We start from the raw sequence: 19,823 nt of genomic DNA, 5'->3' as shown, positions 1-19,823 counted from the left end.
TTTCACTACGTCATTTTTGGCCCGGGCCTGATTCCTATTTGAGTCCGGCGCCGCAGGACGGGCAAAAGCTGAAGGCGTCGTCCTTGACCGGGCTTTGGCACTGATCGCAGCGCCTGGGCACAGGAGCCAGCACCACCAGGAGCTCCCCCTCCCGCACCGGCACCATGTTCTTGTCGTGCTTGAAGTCCGCGGTCTTGAGAACGCGCTCCACCATCCCGTCCACGGGAGAGAGCACGGCCTTCTCCTGCTTCATGATGGTGATGTTGAACAGTTCCTCGCCTTTGACCACGGTGTCTCCGGGCTTGACGTACATGACCCACAGGTCTCCCGTGCTGGGCGAGGCGACATGGAACGGGTTTTTCCTGTCGGCCATTTCGATCCCGCCCACGCCCGCGCTGGCCGGTTCGGCCACCTGCACCGGATGGGTAAAGGTCTCGTCGTCAAGGTTGTATCGAACCAGGCGGACCCCCTGGGGATCCACCGGACCGATGTCGATGATGGTCATCCGGTGGGGCTTGCCGTCGGTGTCGCAGAAGTTCATCTCCCTTCCCGCGGTCAGTCCCTCGAACCACACATCCAGGGGCAGGCGGTTGGGATTGCCGAAATTGTGCCGGAAGATGATGGTTTTGAGCGCGTCGGCCGGATGGTTGAGATAGAGTACCAGCTCTTCACGGGTGGGCACCCGTTCGATTTTGACGGTCAGGGCCTCCTTTTCGGCCGCGATATCGATGTCCACCAGGGAGTCCAGCGGAGAGTTTTCGGTCCTCCCGGTCAGATGGGTCCGGTAATCCGGGCCGAAGGCGCTTTCGTACACCCAGTCGGGCGGGAATCCCAGGGGCATTTTGCCGAACCGGCCCAGCAGCAGGTTGCGGAAGGCGTCGTTGGCTTCACGGTAGAGAATCAGGCGTTCTTTTTTCAGTTCCGCGCTCAACTGGTTTTCCGGGACGCCCGCGACTTCTTCCAGCACCCAGAGCAGCCGGCCGACCTCCTCTTCGCCGCCGCGCTTGAAGGCACCGGTGACCGCCAGGAAGGCCGTGTTCCAGGTGATCTGGGAGCCGGGCGTCACGTCGTGGTAACGGACGATCTTCCGGGTCCCCGCCAGGAACCGCAGCATGTAGGGGAGGAGGCGGATGTAGCCCTGCTTCATGGCGCCTTCCTGGGAGGAGGAGGTGGCCCCGCCGGGCATGCCGTGGTGAATGACGTCATGGTCGATGCCCCTGAAGTAGGGGGCGGCGTAGCGGTCATAGTAGGGCATGATCTGCTTGAGGACGAAGTTGCAGGCGCGGATCATTTCCCTGTTCAGGGAGGTTTTCAGGCCCAGCTCCTCTTCCATGTAGGCGGCGGTGGACAGGACCTCGCCCTGGCCGTACCAGCGGACGGCGGAACCGATGGCCGTGTCCACGATGTGGGCGCCGGCCCAGGCGGCCCCGGCGACCGAGGGGGTGAACAGCCCGTCGGTGAAGTGGCGGTGGTAGTGGATCACCAGTTCGGGGTATTTTCTGCGGATGGCGGCGACCAGGCCCTTCATGAACCGCGGGGGACAGACGCCGGCCATGTCCTTGAGCCCCAGGATGAACTCCTTCTGGGCCCGGGACGCCGGGCGGCCGGTGACGCGGGAAATCATGGCCATGATCTCGTCCACGGCGTTGAGGTAATGGGGCACGTCGAATCCCCGGGCCCAGGAAAGGGAAATGGCGGGCTCGAACACGTTCCCCTCCGCGGCCATGACCACTTCGGCCAGGGGGGCCATGTTGTCCATGTGGTTGAGGAAGTCGAAACAGCGGACGATGTCGTGGTGCTCGCAGATCATCTCGCCGGTGAGCCGCATCAGGTTCCGGGGCTGGGGCTTGTAGCCCAGCAGGTTGGTGGAGCGCACCAGGATCTGCTTGGGCGTGGCCGGCGCGATCTGGTTCCAGACCTTGGCCTCGTTGAAGGGATAGGTCATGTTGGCCATGAGGGCCACGTGAAAGTGGGCGCCGCCGCCGTTTTCGATGGAAAAGAAGCCGCACCGGTCCAGGTAGGGGCCGATGAGGATGTCTTCGGCCAGGCGGAAGCGGTTGCCGCTGTTGGACTGGGTGATGTCCCGGGGAGTGGTGTCGGTGAAGTGGACCCGGCCCGAATCCCGGACATAGTCGAGCAGGGCCTTCCGGTCTCCCCGGGGATAGGCCGGGTCGACGCGTGTCTTGTCCAGCTTGGGCAGCACCGGCTCGAAAACCGGCATGCGCTTGTCCTCCAGTCCCCGGTATTCGCCGAGCTGGACAAAGGGGTTGTACCCCCGGGCCGATATTTCGGCTGTCAGGCGGCTCAACCGCAGGGCTTCCAGGTCCAGGTCCTTGTAATACATCAGTTCCGGCGTGGTGTCGACGAAGCGGGTGTCGTAATCCCCGGCCCGGAAGCGGGGGTGGTTGATGATCCGCAGGTGGAAGGGGATGGTCGTCTTGGGGCCGCCGATGATGTATTCGTTCAGGGCCCGGTCCATGATGGCCAGGGTCTTGTCCCGGTCCCCGCCGTAGGCGATGAGCAGGGCCGCCGCCGAGTCGTAGTGGGGCGGGAACTCGTAGCCGCCGGAAACGCAGGAGTCCAGGCGGATGCCGGGGCCGCCCGGCGAGAGATAGCGGGTGATGAGCCCCGAGTTGGGGGTAAAACCGTGGCGGGGGTCCTCGCAGTTGATCCGCACCTGGATGGCGTGGGACCGGGGCAGGGTGTCCGCCTCGTTGAAGCGGAGCTTTGCCCCGAAGGCCACCGCGATCTGCTCTTCCACCAAATCGATGCCGTAACGGCACTCGGTGATGCCGTGCTCCACCTGGAGGCGGGTGTTGACCTCGATGAGGTAGACGTTCCCGTCGGCATCCACGAGAAATTCCACCGTGGCCAGGGAGTGATAGTTGACGGCCCTGACCAGCCGGGAGGCGTACTCTTTCAGGCGGGACCGCAGTTCCGCGGTCATCTTCGGCCAGGGGGAGGGGGTGATCTCGACCAGTTTCTGGTGGTTGCGCTGAACGGTGCAGTCCCGTTCGTCAAAGGCGAAGACATGGCCGTGGCAATCGGCGATGACCTGGATTTCGATGTGGCGCACCGAGGTGAGCAGTTTTTCCACGAAGAGCCTGGGGTTCCCGAAGGAGGCGTGGGCCAGGGCCGAGGCCTTGGCAAAGGCGTTTTCCATCTGCTCCAGGTCGTGGACCGCGTAAATGCCCCGGCCGCCGCCGCCGCCTTCGGCCTTGAGCATGACGGGCAGGCCGATTTCCAGGGCCACCTGCCGGGCGGTTTCCACGTCCACCGCGCCGGGAGACCCCGGTACGACCGGGATGTCCAGTTTTCTGGCCAGTTCCCGCACCCTGACCTTGTTGCCCAGAAGTTCCATGCCTTCGGAGGAGGGACCGATAAAAAGAATGCCCGCCTGCCGGCACTTGTCCGGAAAGCCCGCGTCCTCCGAGGCGAACCCCCAGCCCGGGTGGATGGCGGCGATGCCCTGCTTTCTGGACAGGGCGATGATCCGGTCGAGTTCCAGGTAGGCCCGGGGGTTCTGGCCCAGCAGCACCAGTTCCCTGGCGCCGGCCGTGAACGGGGCGGTCTTGTCCACGTCGGTCACGGTCATGACCGGGACGGCCCTGAACAGTTCCCGGATGGTCCGGGTGATTCTCCGGGCCGCGATGCCCCGGTTGGCCACCAGTATTTTTTTGTCTCTGATTTCTGCGCACACGTCAGCGAATGTTTTCATGATTCCTCCGATCAGCCATCAACAGATAAGGGGGAGAATGCTTCCGGAAAACAGGATTTTTTCTCCCTCCTGAGTTTTCAGCCGGATGCCCCCGGATTCCGATAACCCCGACACCGTGGCCGGAATTTCATGCCCGCCGGCAGAGGCGGTCACCACCCGTTCGCCCATGAAGGCGAGATTTTTTTCCAGGGAGCGGACAAGGCCGTTCCGGTCCGGGCAGGCCCGGAAGCGGTCCAGATGGTCCATGATGGACCCGGCGAGCTCCCGCCACAGCGCCAGCGGCTGCCGGGACACGCCGCAAACATTCAAACAGATTGCCGGGATCGACCGGGAGTCCCTCAGTTCCGAATCCGGCGGGGCGCTGGCCAGGTTGAGGCCGACTCCCGCGACCGTCACCCCCGACCTTTCCTCCACCAGGATGCCGCCGGCTTTTTTCCGGTTCACCAGAATGTCGTTGGGCCATTTGAATTCGGCAAACAGGCCCAGGCCGCTGAGCACCCGGTTGACCGCCAGGGCCAGAACAAACGGCGTCAGGGGAAACTCCCGGCCGGGCTGCGGCAGGCGGATGGAGGCGTAAAGATTGCCCGGCGGAGAAACCCAGGGCCTGGTAAACTGCCCCCGCCCCTTTGTCTGGCGCCCGGCCATTACCGACGATCCTTCCGGGAACCGTCCCCGGGCAGCCAGCCCGAAGGCCGCGTCCATGGTCGACGTAGCGTGGTCGCAATAGTAGACGGCAAAAGCGCCGGATGAATCCACCCGACGCAGGGGTGAGTGCCCCCCGGTTTCGGAAGCGGTCGCTTTCTCCCGCAAGTCGGGGTTTCCGGCCGGCGGAGCGACGCTTATCGCGCCGTGCCCGGTAAAGTTTTCATTCATTTTTTCAGCAGCCTGTTATTCTCCGTCGGAACCGGTTCCGGAGGGCATAAAAAACCGGAACTCCCAACCCGCGGGTGAATTCCGGTCAAAAGATCAATCTGGACATCTGTGTTCAAAAGGCGAAACTTTCTACAATCTCTGATCTCTGTTGTCAAATAATTTGTAACGCTTTCTTGTTATAGCAACAGGCACGTTTACCGGCGCGGAGAACCCCATCCGGTTTTTCATCCGCCCGTTTTCCGGTTGCCGCGGACAGCAAGCCGTCAGATATCCCTCATCCGTTCGTCGTCGGCCGCGACCTCGGCGCGCATTTTTTCCCGGTAGGCTTTAAGTTCCGAACGCAACCGTTCGTCACTCAGGGCCAGAATGGAGACGGCCAGCAAGGCCGCGTTTTTAGCCCCTGCCTTGCCGATGGCCAGGGTGCCTACCGGGATTCCACCGGGCATCTGAACCGTCGAAAGCAGAGAATCCAGGCCGCCCAGATCCGATGTGGTCATGGGCACGCCGAGAACCGGCAAGGTCGTCAAAGACGCCAGCACGCCGGCCAGATGAGCCGCTTTCCCGGCGGCCGCGATGATCAGCTGAATACCCCGATCTTCGGCTCCGGCGGCGAATTCGTGGGCGCGATCCGGGGTCCGGTGGGCCGAGATCACCCGGACTTCGTAGGGCACTTTGAAAGCGGCTAAAACGCCGGCGCATTCCTTCATCGTTTCGTCATCAGACTTGCTCCCCATGACCACAGCCACTTTGGGCTTTTGTCGAATGGTTGGATCGTTCATGTCAGCCTACCTCCGCTAAAAAGATGTTGGTTTGCCGGACCTTTTCCGCGAAAGCGGTCAGTTCGGGAGTGACGGGGCGCAGTTGCCGGACATCGTCCTGGTTCAGCACGCCGGACATGGAAGGCACGTGCAGGCCTGCCGGTATGACGACGCCTTCCACCAATGTCTGGTGCTGGATGACGACCCCCGCGCCCAGTTCGGCATTGAACACGACGGTTTTAAAACCGATGAAACAATTCTCGTTCACGTTGCAGGGCCCGTGAATTACAGATCCATGAGCCAGGGAACTGCCCCTGCCGATGCGCACCGGCGAACCGCCCAGGGCGTGGATGATGACGCCGTCCTGGATGTTGACTTCCGCTTCGATGATGATCGCCTCCACCTTGCCGGTGGGGCACGGCTCGTCCGCCCGGATGACGGCATTGGGCCCGACAAAAACCTTTTCACCGATGTGTACGTTACCGATCACCACGGCCGAGGGATGAATCGTCGCCGTTGCGGCCACCACCGGCTTATCGCCGGCATGATTGCGATACAGCATGTTCCCTCCATTTGATGAGTTCAGTTTTTCTTCCTGCCGTAAAAACGAGCAGCTTTCTGCCGCTTGCACGGCGGTGTCTCCGGTTGCAAAAAAAAAGCCGCCGTTCGTAATCAAACGAACGACGGCCTTATCTTCTTCCCGCCCCCTTCGCCGTCGGCGAAAGGCTCGATTAAACGCTAAGACCTCCGCGGGCTTTAACCCGCTACCCTTCAAAAAAGCGCCGCATGGCGGCACCTCCTTGCCGGGCTGGATTTGATCAAACTACGACCCGGACATGTCTGTCAACAAAAAACTCGCCGCACGGAATTATTCATGGCGCCTGCGGCGTCCAATCAAACCTTCTTACTGATCCCCGTGACGTATTCGGGCGCCGCCGACAACGAAAAAATAATCACCCTTTCCCCTGTCACCGTACTGATATCCGTATGCAGACTTCTAATCTTTACATTCAGAATTTTTTCCACGGCTTCTTCCAGCAGGGAGCGGCCTTGTTCCAGCAAGGTGATCCGGACACGCTTGATCAGTTCCCGTCCGTCATTCAAATTGGTTGTATTGGCCAGTTTCAACTCCGCCTGGGTCAGTACGTCCTTCAGCCTGACCAGGACCATATCATCAATAATGTAGGCTTTGGTCTCAAGGGGACCTCTCCCCATATACTCTTTTTCAAACTTTATTACCGCTTCGCAGATTTTGGCCTCGAGCTGACCTTTGGTTTTCATCATTCTTTTTAAGTTTTCTGAAATGTTAACGATAAGGATAAGGAGGTGTTTTTTCGGCCGTTATTTATAGCAAGGCCGGCTTTGTGTGTCAACGTTTTTCCAGCCATTACATTGTTAAGGGGCTTTCAGGCGGGAGACATCAGAACACTGTCAGCAGGACAGCCGGAAGAGGCCGGCGGGAACCATAGGAACGATCGGTTTGAATCGGAATACGGGCGAAACATCGGCTACCCTTTATGGTTTTGAGGAAAAGTGATGAATGTAAAAAACATGAAGAATATATGGCAGGCCAACCACGGGAATCAAAGAAAAAAACGGCCGGTTTATTCCCCTATATCCAGCAGGAAATCCGCCACCGCCGGAACATTCGACAGGGGCAGGACGGGCAGGGCGGTTTCGACCGGGTCGTCGGTGATCACGGCCTGGATTTCCGGGCGCTCTTTGAAGAACGGATCTTTGCCCGTGGCCGCCCGCCAGACCTCGACTTTGGTGCCGGGGCCGGTGACATAGCCTTCCACCAGGACGATATCGCAGTCGCCGAACAGGGGGCCCAGGCGGTCAAAGGGGTTTTCTCCCGGCACGGCCGGCAGAAAGACGGCCATCTGGCCGGGGGTGGTGATGGCGGCCGGAACGGCCCCGGCCTCCCGGTGACGATAGGAATCCTTGCCCGGGCGGTCCAGTTCGTGTTCATGGCCGCTGTGCTTGAGGGACCCGACCTTCAGACCCCGGCGCGTCATTTCTTTGACCAGCTCGACTATCAGGGTGGTCTTGCCGTTTTTGGAGCGGCCCACGACATGAACAATATGCATGAGATCAATATCCCTCAGAAGGCCACCACGTTTTCCGCTTTCGGCGAGAACTCGTCCTTGAGCAGCCGGGCCAGGTGTTTTTCGGAACTGGACTTGGGAATTTCATTGACCAGTTGAAAGTAACTGGGCAGGGAGTTGGCCTCCAGTTTCTTGCGGCACAGTGCCCGGAGGCTGTCCAGGTCCACGGTCGCTCCGGGGAAGGGCGTCACCGCCACCACGATGTCGCTTTCGCCCGGCGCGCCCGACTGGGCGGGGATGCCGTAGACGCAGGCTTCGGAAACCGAAGGATGTTCGCCCACGACCCGCTCCACGAAATCCGGCTGGATGAAATCACCCTGGCGCCTCAGGCCGCCGCCCTTGCGGAAGTCAAAGTAGAAATACCCATTGGCATCCCGGTGGCAGATGTCGCCGCTGTGCAACCAGCCGCCCCGGGTTTTTTCGCTGGATTCCTTCTTTTTACCGAAATAGTTGACCGTGGTGGGACCGATGAGCATTTTGCTGATCAGTTCGCCCCGTTCGCCGTGGGGCAGCTCGCGATCGTTCTCATCCACGATTTTCATCAGCATGAACAGCGGGTTTTTTCCGAAGGAGCCGACCGGGCCGTTTTTCCAGGGAGGGTTGTGGGCCAGGCCGCCTTCGATGGCGGCGTACCATTCATGGATCTGGACGTTGAACCGTCTTTCAAAGTCTTCCCAGATGGCCCGGGGGGTACCGGCACTGACGACCCGGCGCACGGGGTTGTCGGCGTCGTTGTTCTTGGGCGGCTCGTTGAAGATGCCGGCCATCATGCCGCCCAGCAGGGAAAAAGTGGTGCAGCCGTATTTGCGGCAGATGTCCCAGATGCGGCTTTTGGTGAATTTTTCGCTGATAACGGCCACGATGGGCTTCCGGCCCAGGGCCGGGAAACCGGTCCGGGCCAGGGCCGGGATAACGGTTACCGATTGCGCATTGCCGTGGGTCATGGACAGGCCGGTATACAGGACATCGTCGTTCTTATACTTCCAGACCAGGCGATCCAGCAGGGCGTATTGACGGAACCGATCGGCCCTGAGGACCACGCCCTTGGGATCGCCGGTAGTGCCGGAAGTATGAATGATCTGGACGGGGCTTTTCTTGGAAAAGGAGACGACCTTGTCCGGCAGGGACGGGGAGGCCTGGGCCATGACATCGGCCAGGGAGGGCCACTCTTTTACGGCCGGAATCTGATGATGCTTTTTATAGAGTACGCCGGCCACCGGGACACTTTTAATCTGGCTTTCGATTTCTTTGATATTGCCGATGAATTCATCGCTGATCAGCAGGGCCTTGGATCGGGTGTTGTTGATCTGGAAAGCCAGCTTGTCCCCCTTGGACCGCGGGTCGACGGGCACGGCGATGGCGCCGATGGACAGGGCCGCGAACATGGCGTAGAGAAATTCCGGGTAGTTTCGCATAATCATGGTGAAGGTGTCGCCCTGGCTGATGCCGGCTTTGAGCAGAACATGGGCCATGCGGTTGCTCTGTTCAAAGAGATTGCCGAAGGTGACCCTTTCTTCCGATTCATCGGAGTTGACGAAAATGTAAACCAGTTGGTCCGGATTTATTTTTTTTATTTTCAGGCATTGAAAGATGGGCAGTTGATGCATGATCGCTCCTTGTTTTTCTTTCCGACCGCGGCGGTATTCCTTTCCTGTTTAGCGGCGGATTAAAGGATCTGTTTAATAAAGCTTATCTTTTTCATGGGAAAATTACCCAGGAACGCCTGGACCTGGCCGGCGTCCCGGAACCGTTTTTCCTGACCGAAATCCTTCATGTAGCCCACCCCGCCCATGGCCTGGATGCCGTCCGTGGCCAGGACGGCGGCGGTGGAAATCACATGCAGCGCGGCTGCCTGGGCTTTGGTCTGCCAGTTTTTCTCCTGGTCGGTCATGGCCCGGCCGGCCCGGGAAACCAGCAGGTCGGCCACCTGCATCTGGATGGCCATGTTGGAAAGCAGCATCTGCATCTCCGACCAGTCCTTGATCTTCCGGCCGCCCTGGCTCCGCTGCCGGCAGTATCCCATCGCTTCATTAAAAGAGCCCTTCATGATGCCGCAGGACATGGCCGCGGCCACCAGCTGCATGGCCGGGAAAACCTTGTCAAAGCAGGCGGCCCCCTGGTTCAGATCGCCGACCGCCCGTCCGACGGTCTTATTCAGGGTCATGTCCACGGCCGGGCAGGCGTGCAGCCCGTGGCTCATGACCGGGTCGCTTTTCGCGACGGATGAATCGGCCGGGTTGATCAGAAACCAGGTATAGCCCGTGCCGCCCTGGACCGTGGCCGGGATCAGGGCCTGGCCGGCCAGGCCGCCCATGACCACATAGTTCACGGTTCCGGAGAGGTGGTAGCTGTTTCCTTCCTTGACGGCGGTCACCCGGACAGGGGTTTCCGAAGGGTTGCACAGGACCGGACAGGCGATCAGGGAAGCGGTCGGTTTCTTCGGGTCGGCGGGTAAGCCTTTGAGCATGTCCCCGGCCCCGGCCGCCAGGATGATCTGCTGGGCAAAGGCGTTGGTGAAAATGATGCCCCCCAGGCTGCTGTCCTCCTGGCAGATGTTGTCCAGCACCACGCACAGCGCTTCCAGTCCGTGGCCGACGCCGCCCAGGTCCTCGGGCAGGGTGATATGGAAGAAATCAAGACCGAAGGCTTTCTCCAGAATATGGCTGAAAAAAGGCCCAAAGGGGAATTTATCGGTTTCTTCCCGTTCCGGGGCCAGGACTTTTCTGGCAAATTCCCGGGAGGCATTGTCCAGAAGTTTTAATTCATTGTTATCGGCTGCGCTCATGGCGAATCTCCTGATATTGAAATTTTTTGTTATTTTCGGTTTGCGTCGTTTCTCCGGTGATGGAACCGGGCCGGTTGCCCCGCGGTCATTTATATGCTGTTGTCCGAGAAAACCGGAGCGCCCGGACAGTTCCGGGCGATCAGCCGCTTGAACAGGTTGATGCGATTGACCTGGTTGGTGCCCTCATAGATCTGAAGCAGCTTGGCGTCCCGGAGCATTTTTTCGGCCCAGTGGTCCTGGCGCACGCCGGCCTGGCCCATGAGTTCCAGGGCCATCCGGCAGTTGACGATGCCGGCGTCGGTCCCGGCCACCTTGGCCAGGGAGCCCCAGCCGTCGACCCGGTCGATTTCGGCGTCGGTCTGGAAGTCGAAATTGATCTTCCGCATCAGCCAGGTGTTCAGGGGCTTGGCATTGGCCCATCGGTTGATCCCGTTGACCAATCCGGTGGGAAGGAACTTCATCATGTAATAAACCGGCTTGTGGTTGAGGATCTTCATCAGGCCGTGCAGGCCGTTGGCGTAGTTGGCCTCGGAATAGGCGGCCCGGGCCAGGGCCACGTTTTTGTACATTTCCGCCAGCATGCTCTGGCACCACTCGTAATCGACCATCTTCCGGCCGGCCAACTCGTTTTCGCAGGCAAAGCGCAGGGCCGTTTCAAAGGCGCCCCTGGCGGCGCCGGTGCCGAACGCACCCACGCCCATGCGGGAGGCGCCCCAGATATAAGCGAAGATCTGGGCATTGGTGTCCCGGCAGCAGCGGTTGAGTTTGGCGATCTGGGCATTGTCGATACAGACGTTTTCATCCGGCACGAAGCAATCGTTAAAGATCAGTTCGCTGGCGACACTGGCCTTCTGGCCCATCTTTTTTTCCTTCTTGCCGAAGGAGAATCCCTGGTCGCCGGTTTTGACCGCCAGCATGACCGTGTTTTCAGCTGCCCGGTTCAGATCGGTGTAGGCATGAACCAGGTGCCAGGTGGACATGTGGCCCATGGAAATGAAGATTTTGGTGCCGTTCAGTTTGTATCCGCCCGCGACCTTTTCGGCATGGCAGCGCAGGTTGCCGGTGTTCATGAATTCCACGTTCTGGGAATCGGTGCCGGCGTCGGGCTCGGTCATGGCCAGGGACACCAAACAGGGCTGGCCGGTTTTTTCTCCCGCTACCACCTCCCGGAGAATCCGGTCGGCGATTTTGATGTTCCAGGAGGCCGATACCTTGGTTATGCCCAGGTAATGGACGCCGATGATGTTGGCGATGGCCAGGCAGCGGGAGGCGATCTCTTCCAGAAAATAGCCGATGGCGGACATGGTGTACCCTTTGCCGCCGAACAGCTTGGGCAGAAACAGGGAGTAAAAACCCCATTCGTTGGCTTTCTTGACATACTCCCAGGCCAGGTGATCGGGGTCGGCATGCATGGTCCGGTCCAGTTCAAGCGCTCCCGGAATGGTGACCTCCTGGTTGAATTTTCTGGCCAGGGCGACCAGTTCGCGGGTTTCCTTGATGATGCCCCTGGGCTGTTTGCCGGTGGCATTGAGTCCGCACATGATATCGTCAAAGACGGGCTCTCTTTCTGTGTACCTTTTTATTTCTGACCGGGAAATCATCGTCTCCTCCTGGGTCCGGACAAGCCGGTAATGTGAAAAAAGTTGTTCGTGAAAATATTTACGGTTAAATCCCCTTGACCATCATCTCCGAAATGGCGTTGATGATCCGCTTGGGAGTGAACCGGTTCATGACAAAGAAAAGGAACCACAGGTGCGGCTCCGGTATATAAACCCGCTTGCCCCGCAAAAAAGCCCGGACCCCCTTTTCGGCGATGGTGGCCGGTGTGCTCTTGCCGGCAAAACGGTAAAACCTCAGTTTTTCGGGAAATCCCTGGACTTTTAAAAGGGGCGTGTCCGTGTAGCCGGGGTTGAGCGTGAAAACTTTCACGCCGGTGTCCTTCAGTTCCAGGGCCACGGCTTCACTGAGGCTCTGGACAAACGCCTTGGTGGCCCCGTAAACCGCGTGACGGGGGGTGGGGACAAAGGCGGAAACGGAACTGACGTTGAAAACATGGCCGGATCCCCGGCTGACCATGTCGGGAATGAAAAGCCGCATCAGCATCATATAGGCCCGGGCGTTGACTGCCAGCACCCGGTCCTGGGCGGCTGCGGAGGTGTCATAAAAAGGGCCGAAGGTGATGGTGCCGGCGTTGTTGACCAGCACGTCGATGGCCGGGGCCAGTGCCTTGACCTGGTTGTAAATTTTTTCCGGTCCGTCGGCCAGAGACAGGTCGCCGGTGATTGTCCGGACATCGATTGTATAGGCTTTCCTCAGGGATTCGGCCCAGGCGTTCAAGGCGTCTTTTTCCGCCTCCAGGGAGGCGATGACCAGGCTGGCGCCTTCGGCCGCGAAACAGCGGGACAGCTCCTTGCCGATGCCGGAAGAGGCGCCGGTGATGAAAACCGTTTTTCCTTTCAGATTGATCTGATCCATGCGCTTACCTCAAACGGAAAACGGAAGTTTTCCCCCATGTCTACAGGTAATATATTTTCGCGACATCCCCTTCTTTGATCATTTTCCGGTCTTCCGGCACTTCCACCAGAACGTCGGACCGGGTCATGGGGCTGAACACGCCGGACCGCTGCTCGGGGATGATCCATACTTTCCGGCAGCCGTCCGCTTCCAACCGGAGCTGGCCTCGCAGGAATTTCCGCCTCCCCGGCTGCAGGATCATGCTGTTGGCGACCGGCGCCTGGCCGGTCTCCAGCCCCCAGCGGGTTTTTCCGGAAAACTTGTCCATGACCGGGCGGACAAACAGATAAAAATTGTTGACTGACGAGAACGGATTGCCCGGCAGGCCGAATATGAGGGCGTCGCCCATTTTGCCGAAAAAGAGCGGTTTGCCGGGTTTTACCTTGACTCTCCAGAAGATTTCCTGAACATCAGCTCTCTGCAGGGTTTCGTGAACGATATCATAGTCGCCGACGGAAACCCCTCCGGATAACAGGATAATATCAAAATGCCGGGCGTTGTTGAGCACCTGGAGCAGATCATCGGACTTGTCCCTGACGACGCCCAGGAAGGTCGCTTCCGCGCCGGCCTCGGTCGTCAGGCCAAGCAGTGAAAAGCCGTTGATATCGTAGATCTGGCCCTCCCGGGCGGCGGTTCCGGGGCTGACCAGTTCGCTGCCGGTGGAGATGATGCCGATTTTTACCCGCCGGGAAACATCCACCGCCGTGATGCCGCAGCTGGCCAGCACGCCCATCAGCACCGCCGTCACGGTCTCCCCGGCCGCGGCGATCCGGTCGCCGGCAAGAATGTCCTGCCCTTTGTTGATAATATAATTGTTGTCCCCGGCCGGGGCGTTCACGAGAACGTGCCCGCCTTCCGCGAGCAGGGTGTGCTCGATAATAATGACGGCATCAGCGCCTTCCGGAACCGGGGCGCCGGTCATGATCCGGATGGCCTGACCGGACTTGACGGTTTTGCGGGAAACGCTTCCGGCCGGAACTTCATCGATTACCTCCAGCCGGACCGGTCTTTCCGCCGTCGCCTGCCGGACATCGTCCGCCTTGAGCGCGTACCCGTCCATCATGGACTTGTTGAAAGGCGGCACCGCGATGCCGCTTTCCACGTTCTGGCGCAGGATACGGCCCAGGCTGCCGATCAGGGACACGGTTTCCGCGGCCACGTTTCCGGTGACATGGGACAGGCACAGGTGCAGGGCCTCTTCATAATCGATCAGGCGCCGGTCAAAGGCAGGGCGCGTCCGGCGTTTTTCCTGAACGATGGGGGGCGTTGGCGAATACGGTTCCGGGTGATTCATGACGCGAATACCTCTTCTATTCTTCAGGCACGACGATTTTGGAAAGCGCCTCGGCCTTTGTCCGGGCAAAGGGGGTATAACCGGAAACGGACAGGGAGGGATCATCCAGGCCGTCGTAAATCAGGTCTTCAATCTGCCGGGTTTCGGTCGTTCCCCAGTAGCAATCCTTGACGATGATGCTTTTACCTTCGGCCGGATTCCGGTTGTTCAACTGAAAGCCCGAATTCCCGGCGATGATATTGCCGCCGAAGGCCGACTCACCGCTCATGACCACGCCGCCGGTGCCGTTTGCCCCCTGGGCCGTGTTTTTTTCCACGGTGTTGACCGTAAACAGTTTATTGTGCGGGCTCAATCCCCAGAAATTCAGATAAACGCCGCCGCCCAGTTTCCCCCGGGCGTTATTGTCGGTAATCGTGTTGCCGGTAAGGGAACTGTTGGCTTCGGCATAAACGCCGCCGCCTTCTTCGGCGGTGTTCCTGCTGATGCGGTTGCCTTCGACCAGCGCGAAACTGGCATAAACGCCGCCGCCCTTGGCTTCGGTCCGGTTGCCGGTGATGGTATTGTTGACCATCGCTGTCCGGGAGGTCCAGATGCCGCCCCCGTCTCCCCGGCTGATGTTGCCGGTAATCTGATTATCGCGGATATCCACCCCGACGTTGGAACGGTAGCCGTAGGCGAAAATACCGCCGCCGTCGGCGGCCGTGTTACCGGTAATCCGGTTGTTGTGGAGCAGGACTCGTTTGCTGCCGTAGACATAAATACCGCCGCCGTCCGAATCACTGGTATTGTCCTGAATCAGGCAATCTTTGATGGCGGCGGGTACTTCCTTGATGCGAATACCGGTGCCCCGGTGATTTCTGACCGTGCAGCCGGTCAAGTCGGCGCCGTATCCGTCCATGAGCACGCCCTGTCCGTTTTCGATCAGGCAGTGCTGCATGATGTTGGTAATCTGCGCCGCAGCCGACTGGTCGTCAGCGTCCAGACTCCGGTTTTCAAACAGGATATGACCCCACGGCTGATTACGGTCGCCGGTAAATTTGATCGGTCGCTTCGCCTCTCCGGCGGCTGTCAGTTGACCGCGAACCCGGATAGTGACATCCCCGGCAAGGGTCAATTCGCAGCCCGGGGCGATATCCAGGAGGGCGCCTTCCCGGATCAGCAGGTTGCCGGTGACGGCATAGCGCTTGGCGTCATCTCTGCCCAGGAAAGTGTCGGATTCGAGCATACCCCGAAGGGTGCCCGGCGGCACCGGGCTGGCGGTTACGCCTGTTTTCAGGTTGGCTGCGTCGGTCTCCGGGTAGGCCTCCTCCACCGGCGCGGATCGGAAATGATCCCGACTCACCAGTCCCACCTGGGTATTTTCCATCCAGTCGCAGATCAGTTCGTCAATGACGGCTTGGTCGGTGGTCCCCCAGTAGTTGTTATCCGCCTTCAAATCCGGTGACAGCGAGTGGGACAGGAACTTGACAGCGTATCCGTTCGGCGCGACGATGTTGTTGTCCTCGATGAAGGGATTGCCGGACAGGGCGACCGCCGCGCTCCGCTCCGGCCGGGTGCCTTGATTGGCCGTCACCGTATTATACTGAATGACGCCGCCGCCGATATGGAAGAAACCGCTACCGTCGAAGGCGGTATTGCCCTTGATCAGATTGTGCGACAATTCGCAGTGTTCCGAATAAACGCCGCCGCCTTCGTTGGACCGGTTTCCGGACACCACATTGTCGCTGACCACCGATTCAATGGCGTGAATGCCGCCGCCGGATTTATCCGAGCGGTTGTCTATGACCGTGTTGCCGGTGACTTTGGCGGCATAGGCGAAGATGCCGCCGGCCTTGTAGTCACTGGTATTGTTTCTGACCGTGTTGCCGGTTACCGTGACCTGGCCCTCGTCATAGGCAAAGGCGTAAATGCCGCCGCCGCCGTCCCGACCGCCGAGGGAGGCGTTTTCATAAATTTCATTGTTCTCCACCCGGACGGTCTTGTTGGTGTAAATGTTGATGCCGCAGCCGTTGCCGATTTCCGTCTGGGTTTCCGTGGAGTTGCCATATACCCGGTTCCCGGAAATCAGGCCCGAGGCGTATACAAACCGCAGGGCGGTGGTGCGGTGGTACCGGAACACGCAGGACGACACGATGGTGTCGCTGGAGTTGATGTCCACGCCGTGTCCGTACTCGAATACGCAGTTTTCAAACATGACCCGGGCGGGTTCACTGCCGGTTTTTTTCAAGGCGTTGTTGCATTCAATGGCGTTCCAGTACTCCCCGTCATTCAGCCGGGTAAAGATGATCGGCTCGGCTGCCGTGCCCCTGGCGATGATGAGGCCGTTGCAGCTGATCCCCACGTCTTTTGCCATTTTGATCGTGACACCCGGATCAATGGTCAGGGATACCCCGGGTAGTACATAGACGCTGCCGTCGAGTATGATGGGGCTGTGCTTTTTACGCCAGCGGGTGTCCTTGTAAAGCACCTGCTTATAATGAGGGATTTCGATTTTGTTGATTTTAAAGTACAGGTTTGACCATATGGTGTTGGAAATATCCGCAAAATCTTCATAGTTGCTTAACCGGTAAGCTTTTTTAAGGGCGCAGGACGAAAGACAGAGAACCATCAGCATCAGGATAATCGTTCGAATCAGAGGATAATTGAAAGGATTGTCATGTTTCATCGTAGTTTCCTCCTGAATATGCGGGGATACAACATCAAATCAAACGCGGTAACGCAGTAACATTGAGGCCCGGGAATCGTTCGAATGCATCCCCGGGCGATTATCTATTGTCAATGTTAAAATACATCAGTAATTATTGAAGTCAAACGACTGAACCTCCCGAGCTTTTTCTTCTTCCGCCAGGGGTTCGGGTATCTCTTCCATGAACATCAGGAATAGAGCCGTTCTTTCCAGCCAGGCCTCCGGATCGGGGATGCGCGGCACTTTGTCCGGCGTGTAGAAGACATAGGGCATTCGGGTCTGGGTGCCGACAAATTGAGCGGGGTCGCGCATGAAATTGATAATCCAATGATAGCGGAGTCTTGATTTGACCAACATCAGGTTGAGGGACATGTCTTCAACGCTTTTACCTTCGGGCAGTTCACCGGTAAAAGAAACCGGGTGGCATTGCATGCATTTGTCATTTCTGAACCGGTATTTGCCCATTTCAATGGTCTCATCGGTGTAATCGCTTCTGACCAGTTGCGAATCATAGGGGATGGCGAACTGTTCGCGTTTTTCATCGGGCATGATCGCATGCATGTATTCAATGAGCAGGGTCACTTCATGGTAGGAAAAGTTAAATTGCGGCATGCGAATCTGCAGCCAGGGTCTCATGGCGCTGGGGCGCCGCAGATAGTCGAACATCCAGTCGGGCTGGACCTTTTCCGCCTCGTCCACAATCATGGGCGGGACCATGGTCTTTCTGTCCAGATGGGCGTCGATTCTGGGCTTATCGGCATCTTTGAGAATCTGATGACAGCCCTGGCAGTTGAAATGCCGGATCATCCAGTCCCCCCGTTCTTCCATACGGTCGCCGGCGGACGCGCGGGAGATGAATGACTCGGGAATTTTCAGCAGCCGGTTATACAGGTAGAACACGGTCAGCCGCTGGATTTCCGTGTCGGACAGCACATAATTCGGCATATACATGGGCATGTCGTCGGTCTGATAAACTTCCGGGGTGGAGATTTTGTTGCGCAGCCAGTCCCATTTGGTGTGGGGAACCTTGGAGTTGCCAAAGGGGAGTTCCTCCATCCTTTTATCGGCCACATCCATGACGCTGACGCCGACTTTGGCCGGATCGGTTTTGTCTTTGATCTTGTGGCAGCCCAGGCATCCCAGGCTCTGCACCAGGGCCTTGCCCTCCTCGCCATTGCCGGCGGGACTCTCTTCCTTCAACCGATCGGCGACGGTCGCGTCCTTTAATGTGCCGACGTAAGCCGTCAGATGCAGGATATCATCGGCCGTCAGTTCCAGTTTCGGCATCCAGGTGTCGGGGTTGACGGTTTTGGGGTTTTCGATCCAGTTAGACAGCCAGTCGGATTTCATTTTCAGGCCGGCGTCGGCCAGCAGGGGTATCCGGTTGGTCAAGCCCGGCTTGTCTCTCTCCGGGCTATGACAGGCGACGCAGCCTTTGTCCGTAAACAACTGGCGTCCGGTATCGGCTTTCGCCTGACCGGCGCTGTAGGCTTTCAACTGCAGATCTTTGTCCGGCAGGCTGTAAATGTATTCACTGATGTCCCGGATCTGTTCGGGCTTGATCCGGAATTTGGGCATGAGCGTCGCCGGTCGGATGGCCTGGGGATCTTCTACCCATTTGGCCACCCAGTTACGGCTCTGGATTTTTCCCGCCAGACCGCTGAAGGGAACCGAGAACTTGGGCAGCCCTTCCATGACATTGGCGTCATGGCATCCGTAGCACCCCTTTTCAACAAACAAAATTCGGCCTTCCGAGGCTTTTTCCGCGCCCTTAAGACCAAAGACGTTTTCATGACATTCGAAACAGGAACTCTGGACATATTCCATGGGAAGCCGGGGCAGCTCCCAGTTGTGCTCCTTGCCGTGGGCCTTGTCCACCGTCAGGCCGACGCCCTGGCCGTGATGGCACAGCGTGCATCCGAATCCGTCGATTTTATGATCTTTCAGGATTTCCGGGGGGTGCGCCTTCAACGGGTTGGCCGCTTCGGCAAACAGACTGTTTTTCATGCCGATATGGCAGGTCATGCACAGATCCCGGGTCTGTGTCCCTGGTAGAAACACCTGCTGCATCTTGATTTCCTGGGACCGCAACTGGTCGTCCTTGAGTTTGGCCCATTTTTTCATGGCCTCCTGATCGCCGGCCTGTTCGACCTCTTTGATTTTACCGTCCAGCAACTCAACGTACTGGCTGTTGTACTGGGCCTGGAATCGTTTCCACTGGTTGCGGTTGCGCTCCTCTCTGACAATCACCCCGATGATCGTGGCCAGAATCAACAGCGAAATGATACCAAAAAGAACGCGCAGTCTGAAGGTCGCCTGAATAAAGGAAGTCGTTTTCATATTGAGAAATAGGGTGTCACGATAATGTATTTAACATGGAAGAAGAGTCTCAGGACAACTTTGATGATCGTCCCGAACATCAGCAGTATCAACATCATGGTGGTCAGGTACCGGAACGCGCCCACTTCCTTATAAAAGGAACGTTTCAGCAGGGCCGGCAGCCCGATACCCAGCCCGAAATAGAGACCGATCAGCAGATATCCGAAGGCCGAAGGGATATTCACCAGTTGCTCTTCGGCCGCCTTGGCAATGGACCAGTCCTCCCAGGGCCAGTAGAAATGCCAGTTGGGCCCCCTGAAAAACTGACCGAAAACAATCAGCACAAACCACAGGGTGTAGCCGACCATGAACATCGAGACGGCCAGTTTTCTGTCCCTGAAGTTATATTCGCCGACGCCCCTGGGGTTGGGATCAATGTAAGGGATGAGCATCAGCCCCAGGATGATCAGACCCGGGAGGGCCACGCCGGCGATCCAGGGATCAAAGTAAACCAGCATTTCCTGCAGGCCGATAAAATACCACGGGGCCTTGGCCGGGTTTTCCGTCCAGTTGGGGTCGGCGATCGCCTTTAAGGGCGCGTCGATTCCCATGGACCAGACGGACAGGACGATCATGGCCAGAAGAATGGCGATGAATTCCCGGGCGACCAGGTCCGGGAAGGTGAACACCTGATCATCGGCCGCCTCCATGGGGGGCGCCGTCTGAATCGGGGGTTCGTCTTGTCTGTTTTCCGCTGTTTCCATTTTT

The 19,823-nt window shown here is 58.6% G+C and carries 14 protein-coding genes; all 14 read right to left on the bottom strand.

What is annotated here, in order from left to right; genetic code table 11:
* Positions 1-34 precede the first annotated feature (34 nt).
* Positions 35-3,718 (bottom strand): pyruvate carboxylase, encoded by a 3,684-nt coding sequence (locus tag AB1724_06000; protein ID MEW6077341.1) that lies wholly within the window; start codon positions 3,716-3,718, stop codon positions 35-37.
* Positions 3,719-3,736: 18 nt separating this feature from the next.
* On the bottom strand, positions 3,737-4,591 hold the full coding sequence (locus tag AB1724_05995) for a biotin--[acetyl-CoA-carboxylase] ligase (protein ID MEW6077340.1): 855 nt from the start codon (positions 4,589-4,591) through the stop codon (positions 3,737-3,739).
* A 263-nt stretch (positions 4,592-4,854) separates the two neighbouring features.
* Positions 4,855-5,370: a 5-(carboxyamino)imidazole ribonucleotide mutase gene (gene purE / locus AB1724_05990; protein MEW6077339.1), complete on the bottom strand. Its 516-nt coding sequence runs from the start codon at positions 5,368-5,370 to the stop codon at positions 4,855-4,857.
* A gap of 1 nt (position 5,371) precedes the next feature.
* Positions 5,372-5,911 carry a carbonate dehydratase gene (locus tag AB1724_05985; protein ID MEW6077338.1) on the bottom strand — a complete coding sequence of 180 codons (540 nt, stop codon included), beginning with the start codon at positions 5,909-5,911 and terminating at the stop codon, positions 5,372-5,374.
* Positions 5,912-6,243: 332 nt separating this feature from the next.
* Positions 6,244-6,633, bottom strand: a complete 390-nt coding sequence (locus AB1724_05980; GenBank protein MEW6077337.1) for a DUF2294 domain-containing protein — start codon at positions 6,631-6,633, stop codon at positions 6,244-6,246.
* Positions 6,634-6,953: 320 nt separating this feature from the next.
* Complete coding sequence (mobB, locus tag AB1724_05975) at positions 6,954-7,439, bottom strand: molybdopterin-guanine dinucleotide biosynthesis protein B (GenBank protein ID MEW6077336.1); 486 nt, start codon at positions 7,437-7,439, stop codon at positions 6,954-6,956.
* 14 nt (positions 7,440-7,453) lie between these two features.
* The gene (locus AB1724_05970; GenBank protein ID MEW6077335.1) at positions 7,454-9,064 is read right to left on the bottom strand and encodes an AMP-binding protein; all 1,611 of its coding nucleotides are present in this window, start codon (positions 9,062-9,064) and stop codon (positions 7,454-7,456) included.
* A 59-nt stretch (positions 9,065-9,123) separates the two neighbouring features.
* Positions 9,124-10,242: an acyl-CoA dehydrogenase family protein gene (locus tag AB1724_05965; protein ID MEW6077334.1), complete on the bottom strand. Its 1,119-nt coding sequence runs from the start codon at positions 10,240-10,242 to the stop codon at positions 9,124-9,126.
* Between the two features lie 89 nt (positions 10,243-10,331).
* The gene (locus AB1724_05960; protein ID MEW6077333.1) at positions 10,332-11,843 is read right to left on the bottom strand and encodes an acyl-CoA dehydrogenase family protein; all 1,512 of its coding nucleotides are present in this window, start codon (positions 11,841-11,843) and stop codon (positions 10,332-10,334) included.
* A gap of 64 nt (positions 11,844-11,907) precedes the next feature.
* Positions 11,908-12,717, bottom strand: coding sequence for an SDR family NAD(P)-dependent oxidoreductase (locus tag AB1724_05955; GenBank protein ID MEW6077332.1), 810 nt, complete (start codon positions 12,715-12,717; stop codon positions 11,908-11,910).
* Between the two features lie 40 nt (positions 12,718-12,757).
* Positions 12,758-14,050: a gephyrin-like molybdotransferase Glp gene (gene glp, locus AB1724_05950; GenBank protein ID MEW6077331.1), complete on the bottom strand. Its 1,293-nt coding sequence runs from the start codon at positions 14,048-14,050 to the stop codon at positions 12,758-12,760.
* A gap of 16 nt (positions 14,051-14,066) precedes the next feature.
* Positions 14,067-16,715, bottom strand: coding sequence for a right-handed parallel beta-helix repeat-containing protein (locus AB1724_05945; protein ID MEW6077330.1), 2,649 nt, complete (start codon positions 16,713-16,715; stop codon positions 14,067-14,069).
* Positions 16,716-16,841: 126 nt separating this feature from the next.
* Positions 16,842-19,076 (bottom strand): c-type cytochrome, encoded by a 2,235-nt coding sequence (locus tag AB1724_05940; protein ID MEW6077329.1) that lies wholly within the window; start codon positions 19,074-19,076, stop codon positions 16,842-16,844.
* Complete coding sequence (locus AB1724_05935) at positions 19,073-19,819, bottom strand: hypothetical protein (GenBank protein ID MEW6077328.1); 747 nt, start codon at positions 19,817-19,819, stop codon at positions 19,073-19,075. The genes AB1724_05940 and AB1724_05935 overlap by 4 nt, the downstream gene beginning before the upstream one ends.
* Between the last annotated feature and the right edge of the window lie 4 nt (positions 19,820-19,823).

The sequence above is a fragment of the Thermodesulfobacteriota bacterium genome (genome assembly GCA_040753795.1).
GTDB lineage: Bacteria > Desulfobacterota > Desulfobacteria > Desulfobacterales > Desulfosudaceae > JBFMDX01.
The sequence above is the reverse complement of the archived record's forward strand: the minus strand, read 5'-3'. Positions and strand labels throughout refer to the sequence as shown.